Here is a 15,697-nt window from a genome sequence, read left to right on the forward strand (position 1 = left end):
CGACTGACCATGGCTTCACGCTTCAACGCCCAAAAGGCGGACGCCCAATGGCAGGCCGCCTGGGACGAGCGCCAGACGTTCCGCGCCCGCGACAATAGCGGCAAGCCCCAGAGCTATGTCCTTGAGATGTTTCCCTATCCGTCGGGACGCATCCACATGGGGCACGTCCGCAATTACACGATGGGCGACGTCCTCGCGCGCTATCGGCGGATGCTGGGGCATGAGGTGCTCCACCCGATGGGCTGGGACGCCTTCGGTATGCCGGCCGAGAATGCGGCGATGGAAAAGGGCGTCCACCCGGGCACCTGGACGCTCGCCAATATCGAGACGATGAAGGCACAGCTGAAGCGGCTCGGCTTCGCGCTCGATTGGTCGCGCGAGCTGGCCACGTGCAAGCCCGACTATTACGGCCACGAACAGGCGCTGTTTCTCGACATGGTCGCGGCCGGTCTGGTCTATCGCAAGGAGTCGTCGGTCAACTGGGACCCGGTCGACATGACCGTGCTCGCCAACGAGCAGGTGATCGACGGCCGCGGCTGGCGATCGGGCGCGCTGGTCGAGAAGCGCAAGCTCAACCAGTGGTTCCTCAAGATCACCGACTTCGCCGACGAGCTGATCGCGGGGCTCGGCAAGCTTGAGCATTGGCCCGACAAGGTCAAGCTGATGCAGGAGAACTGGATCGGCAAGAGCCAGGGTCTGCAGTTCCGCTTCGCCCTGTCCGACGGCGGCAGCGTCGAGGTATTCACCACCCGTCCCGACACGATCTTCGGCGCCAGCTTCGTCGCCGTCGCCGCCGATCACCCGATCGCGCGCGCCCTGGCCGAGATCAATGCCGAGGCGGAAGCGTTCATCGCGATGTGCAAGCTCGGCGGCACCACCGCGGCCGAGATCGAGACGCAGGAAAAGCAGGGGTTCGACACCGGCCTCTCCGCAGCGCATCCGCTCGATGCGTCGATCAAGCTGCCCGTCTACATCGCCAATTTTGTGCTGATGGAATATGGCACGGGCGCCGTCTTCGGCGTGCCGGCGCACGACCAGCGCGATTTCGACTTCGCGACCAAATACGGGCTGCCGATCCGTCGCGTCGTGTCCGACGGCGACAAGACCGCGCCCGATTTCGCGGAAGCCGAGGCCTATACCGGTCCCGGCACGATCGTGAACTCGCACTTCCTCAATGGCATGGACGTTGAGGACGCCAAGCGCGCGGTCATCACCCGCGCCCAGGAGGGCGGCTGGGGCCATGGCACCACCGTCTATCGTTTGCGCGACTGGGGCGTCAGTCGCCAGCGCTATTGGGGCACGCCGATCCCGATCATCCACTGCGACGCCTGCGGCGTGGTGCCGGTGCCCAAGGACCAGCTGCCCGTCACGCTGCCCGACGACGTCACCTTCGACATCCCCGGCAACCCGCTCGATCGCCATCCGACATGGAAGCATGTCGCCTGCCCGTCGTGCGGCGGCGCCGCGGTGCGCGAAACCGACACGCTCGACACCTTCGCGGATTCGTCCTGGTATTTCATCCGCTTCGCCAGCCAGCCCAAGGACAAGCCGTTCGACAAGGCGGTCGCCGAAAGCTGGCTGCCGGTCGGCCAGTATATCGGCGGCGTCGAGCATGCGATCCTTCACCTGCTCTACGCCCGCTTCTGGACACGCGCGCTCAAGCACATGGGCCTGCTCGACGTGGCCGAGCCGTTCACCGGCCTGTTCACGCAGGGCATGGTCACACACGAGACCTACAAGTCCGCCGACGGCCGCTGGCTGTCGCCCGACGATATTCGTGACGGTATCGAAACGGCATCGGGCCAGCCGGTGACGGTCGGCCGCGTCGAGAAGATGTCGAAGTCGAAGAAGAACACCGTCGATCCCGAACCGATCGTCGACCGCTACGGCGCCGATGCCGTGCGCTGGTTCATGCTCTCCGACTCGCCCCCCGAGCGCGACCTGCCCTGGACCGAGGCGGGAATCGAAGGCGCGTGGCGCTTCGTCCAGCGGCTGTGGCGGCTGGTCGACGCCGACGGGATCGAGCCCGGCGAAGGCGGTGATGAGGCGCTCGATCGCAAGGTCCATAAGACGATCGCCGGCGTCGGTGCCGACATCGAGGCGCTGGCGTTCAACAAGGCCGTCGCCAAGCTCTACGAGCTGACCTCCGCGATCGAGCGCGCGGCGCCGTCCGCGTCGCGCGCCGATGCCGTCCGCACGCTGCTGCTCCTCGCCTCGCCGATGGTCCCGCACCTCGCCGAGGAGGCCTGGTCGATGCAGGGCGGCGACGGCCTGATCGCCGACGCGCCCTGGCCCGAGGCGGATCCGGCGCTGCTCGTCGAAGACGAGGTCACCTACGCCATCCAGATCAACGGCAAGCTGCGCGATACGCTGAAACTGCCCAAGGGCATGGCGCGCGAGGATGTCGAAGCCGCCGCACTCGCCAGCGGCAATGTCGTCCGCGTCCTCGACGGAAAGCCGCCCAGAAAGGTGATCGTTGTTCCCGACCGCCTCGTGAACCTCGTCGCATGAAGCGGCTTGCCGCCCTCGCCGCGCTCGCGCTGACGCTGCCGGGCTGCGGGCTGAAGCCGCTCTATGCCAACGGCAGCGCCGGGCCGGTCGCCGCGTCGCTGTCGCAGATCGAGGTGGCGCCGATCGAGGGGCGTGCTGGCTGGCTGGTCAGCAACGCGCTGCGCGATCGGCTCGTGCCCAATGGCGCGCCGCAATATCGGCTCGACGTTCGTCTCGACGACAAGATCGCCGGGCTTGGCGTGCGCCGCGACGACAGCGTCACGCGCGAGCGGCGGACGCTGCGCGCCCGCTATCAGCTGGTGAACCTCGCCGACGGCTCGATACTGGTCGACTCCACTGCCGGCTCCGATGCGGGGATCGACGTCGTCCGCTCCGAATATGCCACCATCGCCGCCGAGAATACCGCGATGGAACGGCTCGCCACCATCGTCGCCGACCAGATTACCGCGCGGCTCGCGCTCTACGCCCAGCGCCGGGCGCCGCCCGCGCCGTGAAGGTCTCGCGCGCCGGCGAGATCGAGGCGGCGCTCGACCGTGCCTCCCCCGACATCCGGCTCTATCTGCTCCACGGACCTGACGGATCGGCCGCAGCCGCCATGGCGTCACGGCTCGGCAAGGCTATGGGATCAGAGGCCGAACGCATCGATCTCGACGGGGCGAATCTCCGCAGCGATCCCGCCCGCCTTGCCGACGAGGCGGCGTCGCTGTCGCTGTTTGGCGGTGCGCGTTTCGTCCGCGTCAGTCAGGCGGGCGAGGAAAGCCTCGACGCCGTCACCGCGCTCCTGTCCGCCGACCGCGCGGGCAATCCCGTCGTCATGCTCGCCCCCACCGTCAAGGCGACCGGCAAGCTGGTGAAACTCGCGATCGAATCGCCGTGCGCGATGGCCTTCGCCTGCTACGAGCCGTCCGCTGCCGACGCCGAGAAGATCGCAGCCCAGTTCGCGCGCGAGGCGGGCTTGCGGCCCGTCGGTGATGCCGCGCGCCGGATCGCCGCAGCCGCCGCCGGCGACCGCGCGGTGATGGCGCGCGAGGTCGAGAAGCTCGCCCTCTATCTCGACGCCTCGCCCGACCGCCCGCAGGATCTCGACGACACCGCCTTCGACGCCGTGGGTGCCGATCTCGGCGATACCGAGGCCACGCGACTCGTCGCTGCGGTCGTCGAAGGCCGCACCGCGGCGCTGGGCGACGAACTGGTGCGCTTTGCCGATGCCGGCACTTCGCCGATCCCGTGGCTACGCCAGCTCGTCCGCCGGCTCGTCGCGCTGGCCGAAATGCGCGCCGATATCGACCGCGGCGGCGCCGCCGACGAGGTGATGAAGCGTCACCGGGTATTTTGGAAGGAAACCGACGAAACCGCGCGCGCCTTGCGTCGCTGGAACGCCCCGATGCTCGCCGCCGGCATCGATCGCGTTCGCCAGGCCGAACGCGCGGTCATGGCCAGCTGCAATCCCGGTCCGGTCGTCGCCGACCAGCGCCTGATCGACATGACCCGCGGCGTCGAGCGGCGGGGTTGACCCCCGCCTGCACGCCTTACAGATCCCCGCCCGTCAGCCGCTGGCACACCATGTCCAGCTGATCGAGCGTCGAATAACCGATCGTTAACGTCCCGCCCTCACCGTGCGATACGACCTTCACCGCCAGGCCGAGCAGGTCCGCCAGCTGCCGCTCGAGCGCCGCGATATCGGGATCGTCGTGCGGCGCCGCTGCACGCGCGGCCGACACCGCCCTGCCCTTCGCCGGCTTGGCCCCCTTCGCCAGCTTCTCGGTGTCGCGCACCGACAGCTCGTCGCGGACGACCTGCTCCGCCAGCGCCTCGACGTCGCGCGCGCCCAGCAGCGCGCGGGCATGGCCCATCGTCAGGCTGCCGTCGGTCAGCATTCCTTGAACCGACGCCGGCAATTCCAGCAATCTCAATAGGTTGGCAACATGGCTGCGCGACTTGTGGACGGTCTTCGCCAGCGCTTCCTGGGTATGGCCGAACTCTTCGACCAGCCGCTGATACGCCTGTGCCTCCTCGATCGCGTTGAGGTCCTGCCGCTGGATATTTTCCAGCAACGCCACTTCGAGCGTCACCGCATCATCGAACTCGCGAACGACGACCGGCACCTCGTGCAGCCGCGCGCGCTGCGCGGCGCGCCAGCGGCGCTCGCCGGCGACGATCTGATAGTCATGGCCGTGGGGCCGAACGACGATCGGCTGGATGACGCCATGCGCCGCGATCGACGCCGCCAGTTCATCAAGCGCCGCATCGTCGAAGTGGCGCCGCGGCTGGTCGGGATGCGGCGACAGCGCGCTGACCGCCAACATTCGCACACTGTTGCCGTTGCCGGCACCATCGCGGTTGACGGGCGATTCGACAGCGATATCGCCCAGCAGTGCGTTCAATCCGCGACCCAGGCCGCCGGGACGTCGCCTGTCGGTCATGCCGCCACCTTCTCGCGCGGCAATCGCGCGATCAATTCACGCGCCAGCGCGATATACGCCTCCGAGCCCGAGCAGCGATGGTCGTAGATCAGGGCGGGCAAGCCGTGGCTCGGCGCTTCCGACAGGCGGACATTGCGCGGGATTACCGTGTCGAAGACCACCCGCCCCAGCACCGCGCGCACGTCGCTCGCGACCTGTTCGGTCAGGCGATTGCGGCGGTCGAACATCGTCAGCACCACGCCGATGATCGACAGCCCGGGATTGAACCGCTCACGGATCCGCTCCACCGTCGTCAGCAATTGCGACAGACCTTCCAACGCGAAGAACTCGCACTGCAAGGGCACGAGCAGCGCATCGGCCGCGACCATCGCATTGATCGTCAGCAGGCCCAGCGATGGCGGGCAATCGATCAGGATGATATCCCACCGGCCACGTACCGCGCGCACGGCCTGGTCGAGCTGGTGCGTCCGCCCGTCGAACCCGACCAGCTCGATCTCGGCACCCGACAGGTCGACCGTCGACGGGACGAGATCCAGCCCCGGGACGCGCGTCGCCACCACCGCGTCTGGGAGCGGTGCCCGGTCGATCAGGACATGATAGCTCGACAACTTGCGTTCGGATGGATGGACGCCGAGCCCCGTCGAGGCATTGCCCTGGGGATCGAGATCGATCAGCAACACGCGCTTGCCCGTCGCTGCCAGCGCCGTCGCGACGTTGATCGCACTCGTCGTCTTGCCGACACCGCCCTTCTGATTGGCGATAGCGATGCAGATGCTCATCACAATACTCCCTCGACGACGAGGATCGAGGAGGCGGGATCGCTCACGCTCTGTTCCACGTGGAACACTCTACGCTTGCGAACGAGTGTCGACAACGTGGTTTCGTCGAGCTGACCCCGCGGTAACAGCCAACGGGTCGCGGCATGCGCGCAATGTCCGGCAATCGCACCCAACTTGTCGACCGCCGCTACCGCCCTTGCCGAAATGACGTCGAACCGCTCTTCGACGGCTTCGATCTTCGAGTGGTGGACCACCGCATCAAGCCCCAAAACCTCGACCGCATGGGCCAAGAACTCGGCACGACGCCGGCGAGGTTCCACCATCGTAACATGCGCGTCCGACATCAGCGCAACGATCACCCCCGGGAAGCCGCCGCCACTGCCAATATCCAGCCAGCTGACCGCACCGGCCGGCGCCAGTGCCAACAACTGCGCGGAATCCAACGCATGCCGGTTCCAGATCGTCGCGATCGTCGATGGCGCTATCAGGTTCTGGCGATCATTCTCGTCCGTTACCATCGCCAGGAACCGCTCGATCGACGCCATCGTATCGGCGCCAGCCTTGTCCGCAACCCATGCGCGTGCTTCCTCCTCCGTCATGCCGCCCGCCGCGACAGATGCAGATGGATCGCCGCCAGCGCCGCGGGCGACACACCCCGAACTCGCGCAGCCGCTGCAAGCGATGGCGGTCGTGCCGTGCTCAGCCGCTCGACCATCTCGTTCGACAAACCGGCAATCGCGGCGAAATCGATATCCTCCGGCAGCGTCATCGCCTCGTCGCGGCGTAGCCGAACGATCTCCTCCCGCTGCCGATCGAGATAGGGCGCATAAGTCGCATCCTGTTCGATCTCGGCGACGACGTCCGCGTGCCATCCGCCGACCTCGACATCCGCCAGACTAACACCGTCGAACCGCAGCCAGTCGAATCCCGACCGCCGCATCCCATCGTTGGGCAGGCCGTCTGCGCGAATGTCGCCGGCCGTCCGTAGCCGATTTAGCAACGCCATGATCGCCGCGCGCTCGTTCTCCCGCCGTTGCTGATGCGCCAATCGACGGCGGCTCACGCATCCCAGCTCACGCGCCAACGCTCCCAGTCGCGTTTCGGCGTTGTCGGCGCGCAGCGACAACCGATATTCGGCGCGCGCGGTCAGCATGCGATAGGGCTCGGTCACGCCCTGCAGGGTCAGGTCGTCGATCATTACCCCGATGTAACTCGACGCCCGGTCGAGCACGACTGGCGCCATACCCAGCGCATGAGCCGCCGCATTCAGTCCGGCGACCAGCCCCTGCCCCGCCGCTTCCTCGTAACCGGTGGTGCCATTGATCTGTCCAGCGCAGAACAACCCCTCGATCTCGTCGAGTGCCAGGCGGGTGTCGAGCACCCGCGGGTCGATATGATCATATTCCACCGCATACCCCGGCACCACGATCGTCGCTCGCTCGAGCCCAGGAATGGTCGCGACCATCGCCTGCTGCACATCGGTCGGCAGCGACGTCGACAGGCCGTTGGGATAGACGAGGTAATCGGCCAATCCTTCGGGCTCCAGGAACAGCTGATGTCCGTCGCGGTCGCCGAACCGCTGCACCTTGTCCTCGATCGACGGACAATAGCGCGGTCCCGATGCCTCGATCGCACCGGTGAACAGCGGTGACCGATCGAGGTTGCGTCGGATGACGTCATGAGTCGCCGGCACCGTTCGCGTGATGGCACACGCGATCTGGGGTAGCTGCCGCGCTGACGTCAGCGGCGACATCGTCCATGGCGCCGCATCCGACGGATGTTCGGGCAGCGCCGACCAGTCGATCGTCCGCCCGTCGAGCCGCGGCGGCGTCCCCGTCTTCAACCGCGTCATCGGCAGGCCGAGCCCACGAAACTGTTCGGCGAGCCGCCCCGCCGCCCGCTCACCGACGCGCCCGCCGGCCATCCGCATGTCGCCGCGAAACATCGTCGCGCCAAGGAAGGTCCCAGTGGCGATCACCACTGCTCGCGCCTCGATCAAGCTGCCGTCGGCCAGCACCGCGCCCGCCACGCGGCCATTGGCCAGCCGCAGCTCGACGACCTCGCCCTCGACGACATCGACATTCGGCAGGGCAGCCAGTGTCCCCTGTACGGCAGCGGCATAGTGGCGCCGATCGGCCTGGACCCGCGGTCCGCGAACCGCCGCACCCTTGCTGGCGTTGAGCATACGATAGTGGATTGCCGCCGCGTCAGCGGCGACACCTATAATACCGTCGAAGGCGTCGATCTCTCGGACGATATGCCCCTTGCCAACGCCGCCGATGGCGGGATTGCAGGACATCGCCCCGATCGTCGTTGCCGACAGAACGATCAGGTTGACGCTGGCACCGCGGCGCGCCGCCGCCGCGGCGGCCTCGACACCCGCATGACCACCACCAATTACGACGACATCCACCATCGCGGTCGCTTACCGCCGCCGCCCTCTCTGGTCAAAATTGTTCCACGTGGAACATCATTTTCCGACGCAAAACCGCGAGAAGAGCGCGTCCAACATTGCGTCGACAGCGTCTACGCCCAGGATGGCGGCCAGGGACGAGGTCGCCCGACGCACATGCTCCGCAATGACGATGCCATCTGAGCTCCTCACCGCCAGTGCCGATGCTGCATCGCGGCAAAGCTCAATCTGTTGCCGCGACAGCGCCAGCGTATCCTCTGCCGGTAGCAGCTTCGCACCACGCTCGGCGATTGCATCCCATAGCCGCGCGACGCTCGCCGGATCGTCAGCTGCCACCGCGATCGTCTTGCCGGCGGGGAGCACCTCGCGACCCGCAACATCCGCGCGCGCATGGACCCGGATCGTCCCGGCCATCGGCGGCGCCTCGTCCCCCAGCCACAGCACGATATCCGCCACCGCAGCCGCCTCCAGCGCCCGGTCGACCCCGATCGCCTCAACGGTATCGAGCGTCTCGGTGATCCCCGCCGTGTCGATGACCAGATATGCCACCCCGTCGCGGCTGACCGGTGCCTCGATCCGATCGCGGGTCGTTCCCGCGATCGGCGTCACGATCGCGGCTTCGCGCCCCACCAGTCGATTGAGCAACGTCGACTTGCCGGCGTTGGGCGGCCCGGCGAGCACGACGCGGATCCCGTCGCGCAAGCGCTCGACCGGCGGCGTCGACGCCACCCCCTCGATCCGGGCCGCGAGCGCATGCGCATCGGCCAGGATCGCGTCCAGCCCGTCAGCGGTCTCGGCGACGTCGCCCTCGTCGCCATAATCGATCTGCGCCTCGCACCGCGCCGCCAGCATCGCCGCGTCGCCCAGCCAGTCGCGCACGAGGCTGCTCAGTCGCCCCTCGACCGCATCGATCGCCGCGCGCCGTTGTCGCTCGGTTTCGGCCGAGAGTAGGTCGGCGAGCCCCTCCGCCTGGGTCAGGTCGATGCGGCCGTTCAGCAACGCCCTTCGCGTGAACTCCCCCGCCGCCGCCCGCCGTAACCCCGCTTGCCTAGCCAGCGCCGCCTCGACCGCGTCGATCACCGCGCGTCCGCCATGGCAATGCAGCTCGACCAGGTCCTCGCCGGTCGCACTCGCCGGTCCGGGAAACACGAGCACCAGCGCCTCGTCCAGGATCCGACCATCGCCGTCGCGAAGCCGCCGCAGCCCCGCCCGCCGCGGTGGCGGCAGCGTCCCAGCCAGGGCGCCGACCGCCGCCAGTGCGCCGGCACCGCTGACCCGCAGCACCGCGATCGCCGCCGGCGGCCGGCCGCTCGAGACCGCGAAGATCGTGTCCATCAGTCGGGCTTGGGCGCGTTGCCCTCGAACATTCGTCGCCAGAAGCCCATCCCCGCCTCGCTCATCGGTGCCCAGCTGCGCATCATGCCCTCGATCAGCTCGGGCTTCACCTGGCCGCTCATCGCCTCGTTCACCATCGCGACATAGCGCTCGTGGATCGGGGTCAGATCGGGAAGCCCCAGCGCCCGCCGCGCTTCCTCGGGGGTGCATTCCACCTCGACATTCACCTTCATCGCCGCCCCCTTGAGCCATCGTCCGGCCCCCTGCATAGCGGCGCACGGCTCGTCGCGCGAGAGAGCGCGACGACCTGCGGAGTAGCATGATGACCCGAACCACCCCGATCGAAACGCTGGATGGCGACGCCAGCTTCAACGCCTATGTCGCGCGCCCGGCCGACACCGCCAAGGCAGCGATCATCGTCATCCAAGAGATTTTCGGCATCAACGCCGGCATCCGTCGCAAGTGCGACACGCTGGCGGAGGCGGGCTATCTCGCCATCGCGCCCGACCTGTTCTGGCGGATCGAACCGGGCATCGAGCTCGACCCCGATGTCGAGCCCGAGATGCAGCGCGCGCTGTCGCTGATGGGCCAGTTCGACCAGGATACCGGCATCAAGGACATCGAGGCGACGATCCGCGCCACCCGCGCGATGCTGGGCGACGATGCGGCGAAGGTCGGCGCCGTCGGCTACTGCCTCGGCGGTCGCCTCGCCTATATGACCGCGGCGCGGACCGACATCGACGCCAGCGTCGGCTATTATGCCGTCGGCCTCGACCAGCTGCTCGGCGAGAAGCATGCCATTGCCAAGCCGCTGATGCTGCACATCGCCGCCGAGGACCACTTCGTCGACAAGGACCAGCAGGCCCGCGTTCATGCCGGGCTCGACGACGAAGCCAAGGTCACGATCCACGACTATCCCGGCGTCGACCACGGCTTCGCCACCGAATTCGGCCAGCGCCGCGATGACGACGCCGCCACACTTGCCGACGAGCGTACCGCGGCCTTCTTCGAGCAGCACCTCGGCTGAACCCAATCCTCCCCCGCTAGGGGGAGGGGACAGCGACGCTGACGGAGGGAGCGGTTGGCGCCCCGCAACGCCCGGGCCTCCGCCCCCTCCGTCACGCCGTCGGGGCGACACCTCCCCCTGGCGGGGGAGGACTGGCCGCCGACTTCCTCAGAAGAGGCTGGCGATCCCGATCGTCTCGTCGGTGCCGACCCAGCCTTCGTAGATCATCCGCCCCGCGACGAAGACGATCACCGCCAGGCCGATATACGCGATCCAGCGGTGGCGATCGATGATCCGCGCGATGAAGTTCGCCGCCAGCCCCATCAGCGCCACCGAGAGCAGCAAGCCGACTACCAGAATGCCGGGATGCTCGCGCGCCGCACCGGCCACCGCCAGGACATTGTCGAGACTCATCGACACGTCGGCAACCGCCACCGCCCAGGCCGCGGCGGCAAAGCTCTTCACCGGGCGGATACCCTGCTCGACGTTATCCTCGTGGTTGCCGCCCTCGCGAATCTCGCGCCAGAATTTCCAGCTCACCCACAACAGCAACAGGCCGCCGGCGAAGATCAGCCCGACGATCCCCATCAGCCACGTAACAATCAGCGCGAACAGGATGCGCAGCACCAGTGCCGCACCGATACCGATGCCGATCACCTTGCGCCGCTGGTCCGCGGGTAGCCCTGCCGCCAGCGCACCGACGACAATCGCATTGTCGCCCGCCAGCACCAGGTCAATCATCAACACCGATCCGAACGTCGCCAGCGCCTTGGGGTCGGACAGGTTGGAGAAGTCGGCGACGATATGCTGCCAGATATCGCCGAGCGAGCCCGGCCCCTGAACGCTCGCCGCCTCGGCCAGCATGGTGATGATCGACACGATTGCGACTCCCGGATGATGGCCGACCAACGACGGGCCGGCGCCACGTATCCCGCTCTATCCACGAAAACGGCGCGGGTGGAAGCCCGCGCCGTGCGTCGTATCAAATCACGTCAGCAGCATTGCCGTACTGCGGCAAGCGCTTCCTACTGGTTCATCGAATCGAAGAAATCGTCGTTGGTCTTCGAATTCTTCATCTTGTCGAGCAGGAACTCCATCGAATCGATGGTGCCCATCTGCATGAGGATGCGGCGAAGCACCCACATCTTCGACAGCTTGTCCTTCTCGACGAGCAACTCTTCCTTGCGCGTACCCGACTTGCCGACATCCATCGCCGGGAAGATGCGCTTGTCGGCGACCTTGCGATCGAGGACGATTTCGGAGTTGCCGGTGCCCTTGAACTCTTCGAAGATCACCTCGTCCATGCGGCTTCCGGTATCGATCAGCGCGGTGGCGATGATCGACAGCGAACCGCCTTCCTCGATGTTGCGCGCCGCGCCGAAGAAGCGCTTGGGCCGCTGCAGCGCATTGGCGTCGACACCGCCGGTCAGCACCTTGCCCGACGACGGCACGACGGTGTTGTAGGCGCGGCCGAGACGCGTGATCGAATCGAGCAGGATCACGACGTCCTTCTTGTGCTCGACCAACCGCTTCGCCTTCTCGATCACCATCTCGGCGACCTGGACGTGGCGCTGCGCCGGCTCGTCGAAGGTCGACGACACGACCTCGCCCTTCACCGAACGCTGCATGTCGGTGACTTCCTCAGGTCGCTCGTCGATCAGCAGCACGATCAGGAACACCTCGGGATGGTTGTCCGAGATCGCCTTGGCGATGTTCTGGAGCATCACCGTCTTGCCGACGCGCGGCGGGGCGACGATCAGCGTGCGCTGGCCCTTGCCCTGGGGCGAGACGATGTCGATGACCCGTGCCGACTTGTCCTTCTGCGTCGGGTCGGACGGATCGAGCGTCAGCTTCGATTCGGGATACAGCGGCGTCAGATTGTCGAAGTTCACCCGGTGGCGAACCGCGTCGGGATCGTCGAAATTGACGCTGACCAGCTTCACCAGCGCGAAATAGCGCTCGCCGTCCTTCGGTCCGCGGATCTCGCCCTCGACGGTGTCGCCGGTGCGCAGACCGAACTTCCGCACCTGGTTGGGGCTGACATAGATGTCGTCGGGGCCGGCGAGGTAATTCGCCTCGGGGCTGCGCAGGAAGCCGAAGCCGTCCTGCAGCACCTCGATCGTGCCGAGGCCCATGATCTGGTCACCGCGCTCCGCCTGTTCCTTTAGGATGGCGAACAGCAGGTCCTGCTTGCGCAGCGTCGAGGCGCCTTCGACGCCCAGCTCCTCGGCAAGCTGCACGAGCTCGGCCGGGGTTTTTTTCTTCAGGTCTTTCAAGTGCATGGAAATGTTCCGGATGCAGGTATTCAGGGGGAGAGCTCGGTCGGCGGCGAGGCGCTAGGAGGACCGAAGGCTTGAGGAGGGATGCGCGGATCGGCAGGACGCCGCTCTACACGCGGGCAGGAGGTAGGTAGCGGGACGGGGCTAGTCAAGCCAAGACGTGCGCCGGGGCTCTCCACCGGCATCATCCTGGGCCAGCCACTCGCGTCATCCTGAGCTCGTTTCAGGATCTCCGGCGATGGCACCCGCCCTCTCAGGGAGATGCTGAACCAAGTTCAGCAAGACGGCCTTTGATTGGAACCTACGGCTTCACCACCACCAGCACCACGATCAGCGCCGCCGCCAACGCCGGCACCTCGTTGAGCATCCGAAGCGTCTTGCCCTTCAGCGGCGCCTGCCCGCGCGCCAGCTTCCTGGCATAGCCCACCGCCCAGCCATGATAGGCCGACAGCGCGAGCACCAGCGCCAGCTTGGCGTGAAGCCATCCCTCGCCCCAATGCTGCCCGATCGTCGCCAGCGTCAGCCCCAGCAGCCACACCACGATCATCGCCGGCGTCAGGATGATCGAGCGCAGCTTGCCCTCGCGCGATATCCACAGCGCGGCCTCGTCCTGCCGCCCCGCCGCCAGCGCCTCCTGATGATAGACCAGATAGCGCGGCAGCATGAACAGCCCCGCCATCCAGAAGATGACGAAGATGATGTGCGCCGCCAGGAACCAGGTATACGCCACTGCCAGTCGCTCCAGGATCATGCCCCTCTCCGCACCCTTGCGATGAGCCGTTCGACATGCGCCACGGGGGTATGCTGATCGATCCCATGGCCTAGGTTGAAGATATGCGGCCGCTCGGCCAGCGCGCCAAGTATCCGGTCGATCCCGTCGTCCAGCGCCGAACCGCCCGCGATCAGGGCCAGCGGGTCGAGGTTGCCCTGTACCGGCAGCTTGGTGGGCAGGTTGGCGTGGGCCCAGGCCGGATCGACCGTCTCGTCCAGCCCGAGCGCGTCGACCGCCGTCTCGCGCGCATAGGCGGGCAGCTTGCCGCCGATCCCCTTGGGAAAGCCGATGATCGGGACGCCCGGGCAGCGCGCGCGCAGCCCCGCCACGATCGCCGCATTGGGCGCGATCACCCAGCGTTCGAACTGCGCCGGGCTCAGCGTCCCCGCCCAGCTGTCGAACAGCTGCACCGCCTCGACTCCCGCGTCGATCTGCGCGGCGAGATAATCGATCGTCATCGCCACGATCGCGTCGATGATCGCCGCGAACGCGCCCTCGTCGCGATAGGCGTAGCCGCGCGTCTCCGCCTGGTCCTTCGACCCCCGGCCCGCGACCATGTACGTCGCGACCGTCCAGGGCGATCCCGCAAAGCCCAGGAACGTCACCTCGGGCGGCAGCGCCGCGGCAACGTGCCGGACGGTGCCATACACCGGCTCCAAACGCCCGGACACGCGCGCCAGGCCGTCCAGCGCGGCATCGACCAGCGGCGGGCTCAGCCGCGGCCCCTCGCCCGGCCCGAACGTCAGCTCCTGCCCCAACGCCCACGGCACCATCAGGATATCGCTGAACAGGATCGCACCGTCGAAGCCGAAGCGGCGGATCGGCTGCAGCGTCACCTCCGCGGCCGCGTCCGGATCGGTCGCCAGCGCCAGGAAGCCGCCCTTTTCCGCCCGAAGCGCGCGATATTCGGGCAGATAGCGCCCCGCCTGACGCATCAGCCATATCGGCGGCACGGCCTGCCGCTCCCCCTTCAGCGTCGCGAGCAACGGCTTGAACGAACGGTCGGTCAGCGTCCTTCTTCCTGTTAAGTATTTTTAAAGAGGATTGATGAAGTGGTTGGCACGTGGAACGCGGGATCAATCGATCCGTGCCGTACCCGTCCACAGCTTGACCGGCAAGGCGGCGGGATTCTCCTCGGATTCGCGAACGCCGTCCCCATTATCCACAGGGGGTGGACGGAACTGTTCGCTGGGGACGGGCATGTGGATAAATAGCCGTTTCTCCACGCCGATCGGTTCGGTTGGCGGGTGGGGGAAGTTGCGCTAGCGTTCGTCCGCCCGTTATCCACAGATCGGTCCAGCGCCCCCGACATGATGCGTCTTCACCTCCATCTGCTGTCGGATTCGACCGGCGAGACGCTCGAGAATATCGCCAAGGCGGCGCTGGCGCAGTTCGACGATGTCGAGACGGTACGCCATTTCTGGCCGATGGTGCGGACCGAGGCGCATCTCGAGCGCATCCTTCAGGAAATCGCGCAGAATCCCGGCCTCGTCGTCTTCACCCTGGTCAATGCCGCTACGCGGCGGATGCTCGAGGAACGCTGCGTCGCGCTCGGCCTCCCCGCCGTGGCGCCGCTCGACATCGTCAACGATGCGCTGTCGGGGCTGCTCGGCCAGCAGGCGAAGGCGCGGCCGGGCCGCCAGCACGTCCTCGACGCCGCCTATTTCGCGCGCGTTGACGCGATCCAGTTCACCATTGCCCATGACGACGGCATCGGGGCGGAGGATTGGGAGGAAGCCGATATCGTCCTCGCCGGGGTCAGCCGCTCGTCGAAGACGCCGACCTCGATCTACCTCGCCAACCGCGGCTTCAAGACCGCCAACATCCCGATCGTGGTCGAAAGTCCTCCACCCAAATCGCTGCATTCCCTGCAAAATCCGTTGGTCGTCGGTCTTACCACCAGCGCCGATCGCCTGATCGCGGTACGCCGTAACCGATTGTTGTCGCTCAACCAGATGCCCGACACCGCCTATGTCGACGAGGATGCGGTGACACGCGAAATCCAGTTCGCCCGCCGCATGTTCGCCGACAATGGCTGGCCGGTGATCGACGTCACCCGCCGCTCGATCGAGGAAACCGCCGCCGCGATCATCGCCCTGTGCAACGAACGGAAAGCGGCGCAGAACTAATCCGCAACCCCGTCACCCCGGATCAAGTCCGGGGTGACGAAGGACCAAAT

Annotated in this window: 15 protein-coding genes; 5 read left to right on the forward strand and 10 right to left on the reverse strand. The window is 67.0% G+C overall.

Features of this window, described 5'->3' with window-relative positions:
* The first annotated feature begins 9 nt into the window (after nt 1-9).
* From leuS to holA, 3 genes are read left to right on the forward strand one after another with little or no spacing between them, the layout of a single operon-like run.
* On the forward strand, nt 10-2,511 hold the full coding sequence (gene leuS, locus GGQ80_RS02085; protein WP_183982073.1) for a leucine--tRNA ligase: 2,502 nt from the start codon (nt 10-12) through the stop codon (nt 2,509-2,511).
* A complete protein-coding gene (gene lptE / locus GGQ80_RS02090; RefSeq protein WP_183982075.1) occupies nt 2,508-3,005 on the forward strand; it encodes an LPS assembly lipoprotein LptE in 498 nt (165 codons plus the stop codon). The genes leuS and lptE overlap by 4 nt, the downstream gene beginning before the upstream one ends.
* Entirely contained in the window at nt 3,002-4,024 is a 1,023-nt protein-coding gene (holA, locus tag GGQ80_RS02095; RefSeq protein WP_183982076.1) for a DNA polymerase III subunit delta, read from the forward strand. Before lptE ends, holA begins: the two co-directional genes overlap by 4 nt.
* A 16-nt stretch (nt 4,025-4,040) precedes the next feature.
* Here holA and GGQ80_RS02100 read toward each other — a convergent pair whose 3' ends face one another.
* From GGQ80_RS02100 to GGQ80_RS02125, 6 genes are read right to left on the reverse strand one after another with little or no spacing between them, the layout of a single operon-like run.
* Nucleotides 4,041-4,934, reverse strand: coding sequence for a ParB/RepB/Spo0J family partition protein (locus tag GGQ80_RS02100; RefSeq protein WP_183982078.1), 894 nt, complete (start codon nt 4,932-4,934; stop codon nt 4,041-4,043).
* Nucleotides 4,931-5,713 (reverse strand): ParA family protein, encoded by a 783-nt coding sequence (locus GGQ80_RS02105; protein WP_183982080.1) that lies wholly within the window; start codon nt 5,711-5,713, stop codon nt 4,931-4,933. Before GGQ80_RS02105 ends, GGQ80_RS02100 begins: the two co-directional genes overlap by 4 nt.
* On the reverse strand, nt 5,713-6,312 hold the full coding sequence (rsmG, locus tag GGQ80_RS02110; protein ID WP_183982082.1) for a 16S rRNA (guanine(527)-N(7))-methyltransferase RsmG: 600 nt from the start codon (nt 6,310-6,312) through the stop codon (nt 5,713-5,715). Before rsmG ends, GGQ80_RS02105 begins: the two co-directional genes overlap by 1 nt.
* Nucleotides 6,309-8,129 carry a tRNA uridine-5-carboxymethylaminomethyl(34) synthesis enzyme MnmG gene (mnmG, locus tag GGQ80_RS02115; RefSeq protein WP_183982084.1) on the reverse strand — a complete coding sequence of 607 codons (1,821 nt, stop codon included), beginning with the start codon at nt 8,127-8,129 and terminating at the stop codon, nt 6,309-6,311. The genes rsmG and mnmG overlap by 4 nt, the downstream gene beginning before the upstream one ends.
* Before the next feature lie 54 nt (nt 8,130-8,183).
* Nucleotides 8,184-9,461, reverse strand: a complete 1,278-nt coding sequence (mnmE, locus tag GGQ80_RS02120; RefSeq protein ID WP_183982086.1) for a tRNA uridine-5-carboxymethylaminomethyl(34) synthesis GTPase MnmE — start codon at nt 9,459-9,461, stop codon at nt 8,184-8,186.
* The gene (locus GGQ80_RS02125) at nt 9,461-9,694 is read right to left on the reverse strand and encodes a DUF6489 family protein (RefSeq protein ID WP_183982088.1); all 234 of its coding nucleotides are present in this window, start codon (nt 9,692-9,694) and stop codon (nt 9,461-9,463) included. Before GGQ80_RS02125 ends, mnmE begins: the two co-directional genes overlap by 1 nt.
* An 89-nt stretch (nt 9,695-9,783) precedes the next feature.
* On the opposite strand from GGQ80_RS02125, the gene GGQ80_RS02130 reads away from it, so the two are divergent.
* Nucleotides 9,784-10,488 carry a dienelactone hydrolase family protein gene (locus GGQ80_RS02130; RefSeq protein ID WP_183982090.1) on the forward strand — a complete coding sequence of 235 codons (705 nt, stop codon included), beginning with the start codon at nt 9,784-9,786 and terminating at the stop codon, nt 10,486-10,488.
* Nucleotides 10,489-10,635: 147 nt separating this feature from the next.
* Here GGQ80_RS02130 and GGQ80_RS02135 read toward each other — a convergent pair whose 3' ends face one another.
* From GGQ80_RS02135 to hemE, 4 genes are all read right to left on the reverse strand, one after another.
* Complete coding sequence (locus GGQ80_RS02135) at nt 10,636-11,331, reverse strand: TerC family protein (protein ID WP_183982450.1); 696 nt, start codon at nt 11,329-11,331, stop codon at nt 10,636-10,638.
* A gap of 161 nt (nt 11,332-11,492) precedes the next feature.
* Entirely contained in the window at nt 11,493-12,749 is a 1,257-nt protein-coding gene (rho, locus tag GGQ80_RS02140; RefSeq protein WP_183982092.1) for a transcription termination factor Rho, read from the reverse strand.
* 298 nt (nt 12,750-13,047) lie between these two features.
* A complete protein-coding gene (locus GGQ80_RS02145; RefSeq protein ID WP_183982094.1) occupies nt 13,048-13,497 on the reverse strand; it encodes a CopD family protein in 450 nt (149 codons plus the stop codon).
* A complete protein-coding gene (gene hemE, locus GGQ80_RS02150) occupies nt 13,494-14,528 on the reverse strand; it encodes a uroporphyrinogen decarboxylase (RefSeq protein WP_183982451.1) in 1,035 nt (344 codons plus the stop codon). The genes GGQ80_RS02145 and hemE overlap by 4 nt, the downstream gene beginning before the upstream one ends.
* A 300-nt stretch (nt 14,529-14,828) precedes the next feature.
* On the opposite strand from hemE, the gene GGQ80_RS02155 reads away from it, so the two are divergent.
* The gene (locus GGQ80_RS02155) at nt 14,829-15,647 is read left to right on the forward strand and encodes a pyruvate, water dikinase regulatory protein (protein WP_183982096.1); all 819 of its coding nucleotides are present in this window, start codon (nt 14,829-14,831) and stop codon (nt 15,645-15,647) included.
* Nucleotides 15,648-15,697 lie beyond the last annotated feature (50 nt).

The sequence above is a fragment of the Sphingomonas jinjuensis genome (assembly GCF_014197105.1).
In the GTDB taxonomy this organism is placed as follows: Bacteria; Pseudomonadota; Alphaproteobacteria; order Sphingomonadales; family Sphingomonadaceae; genus Sphingomonas; species Sphingomonas jinjuensis.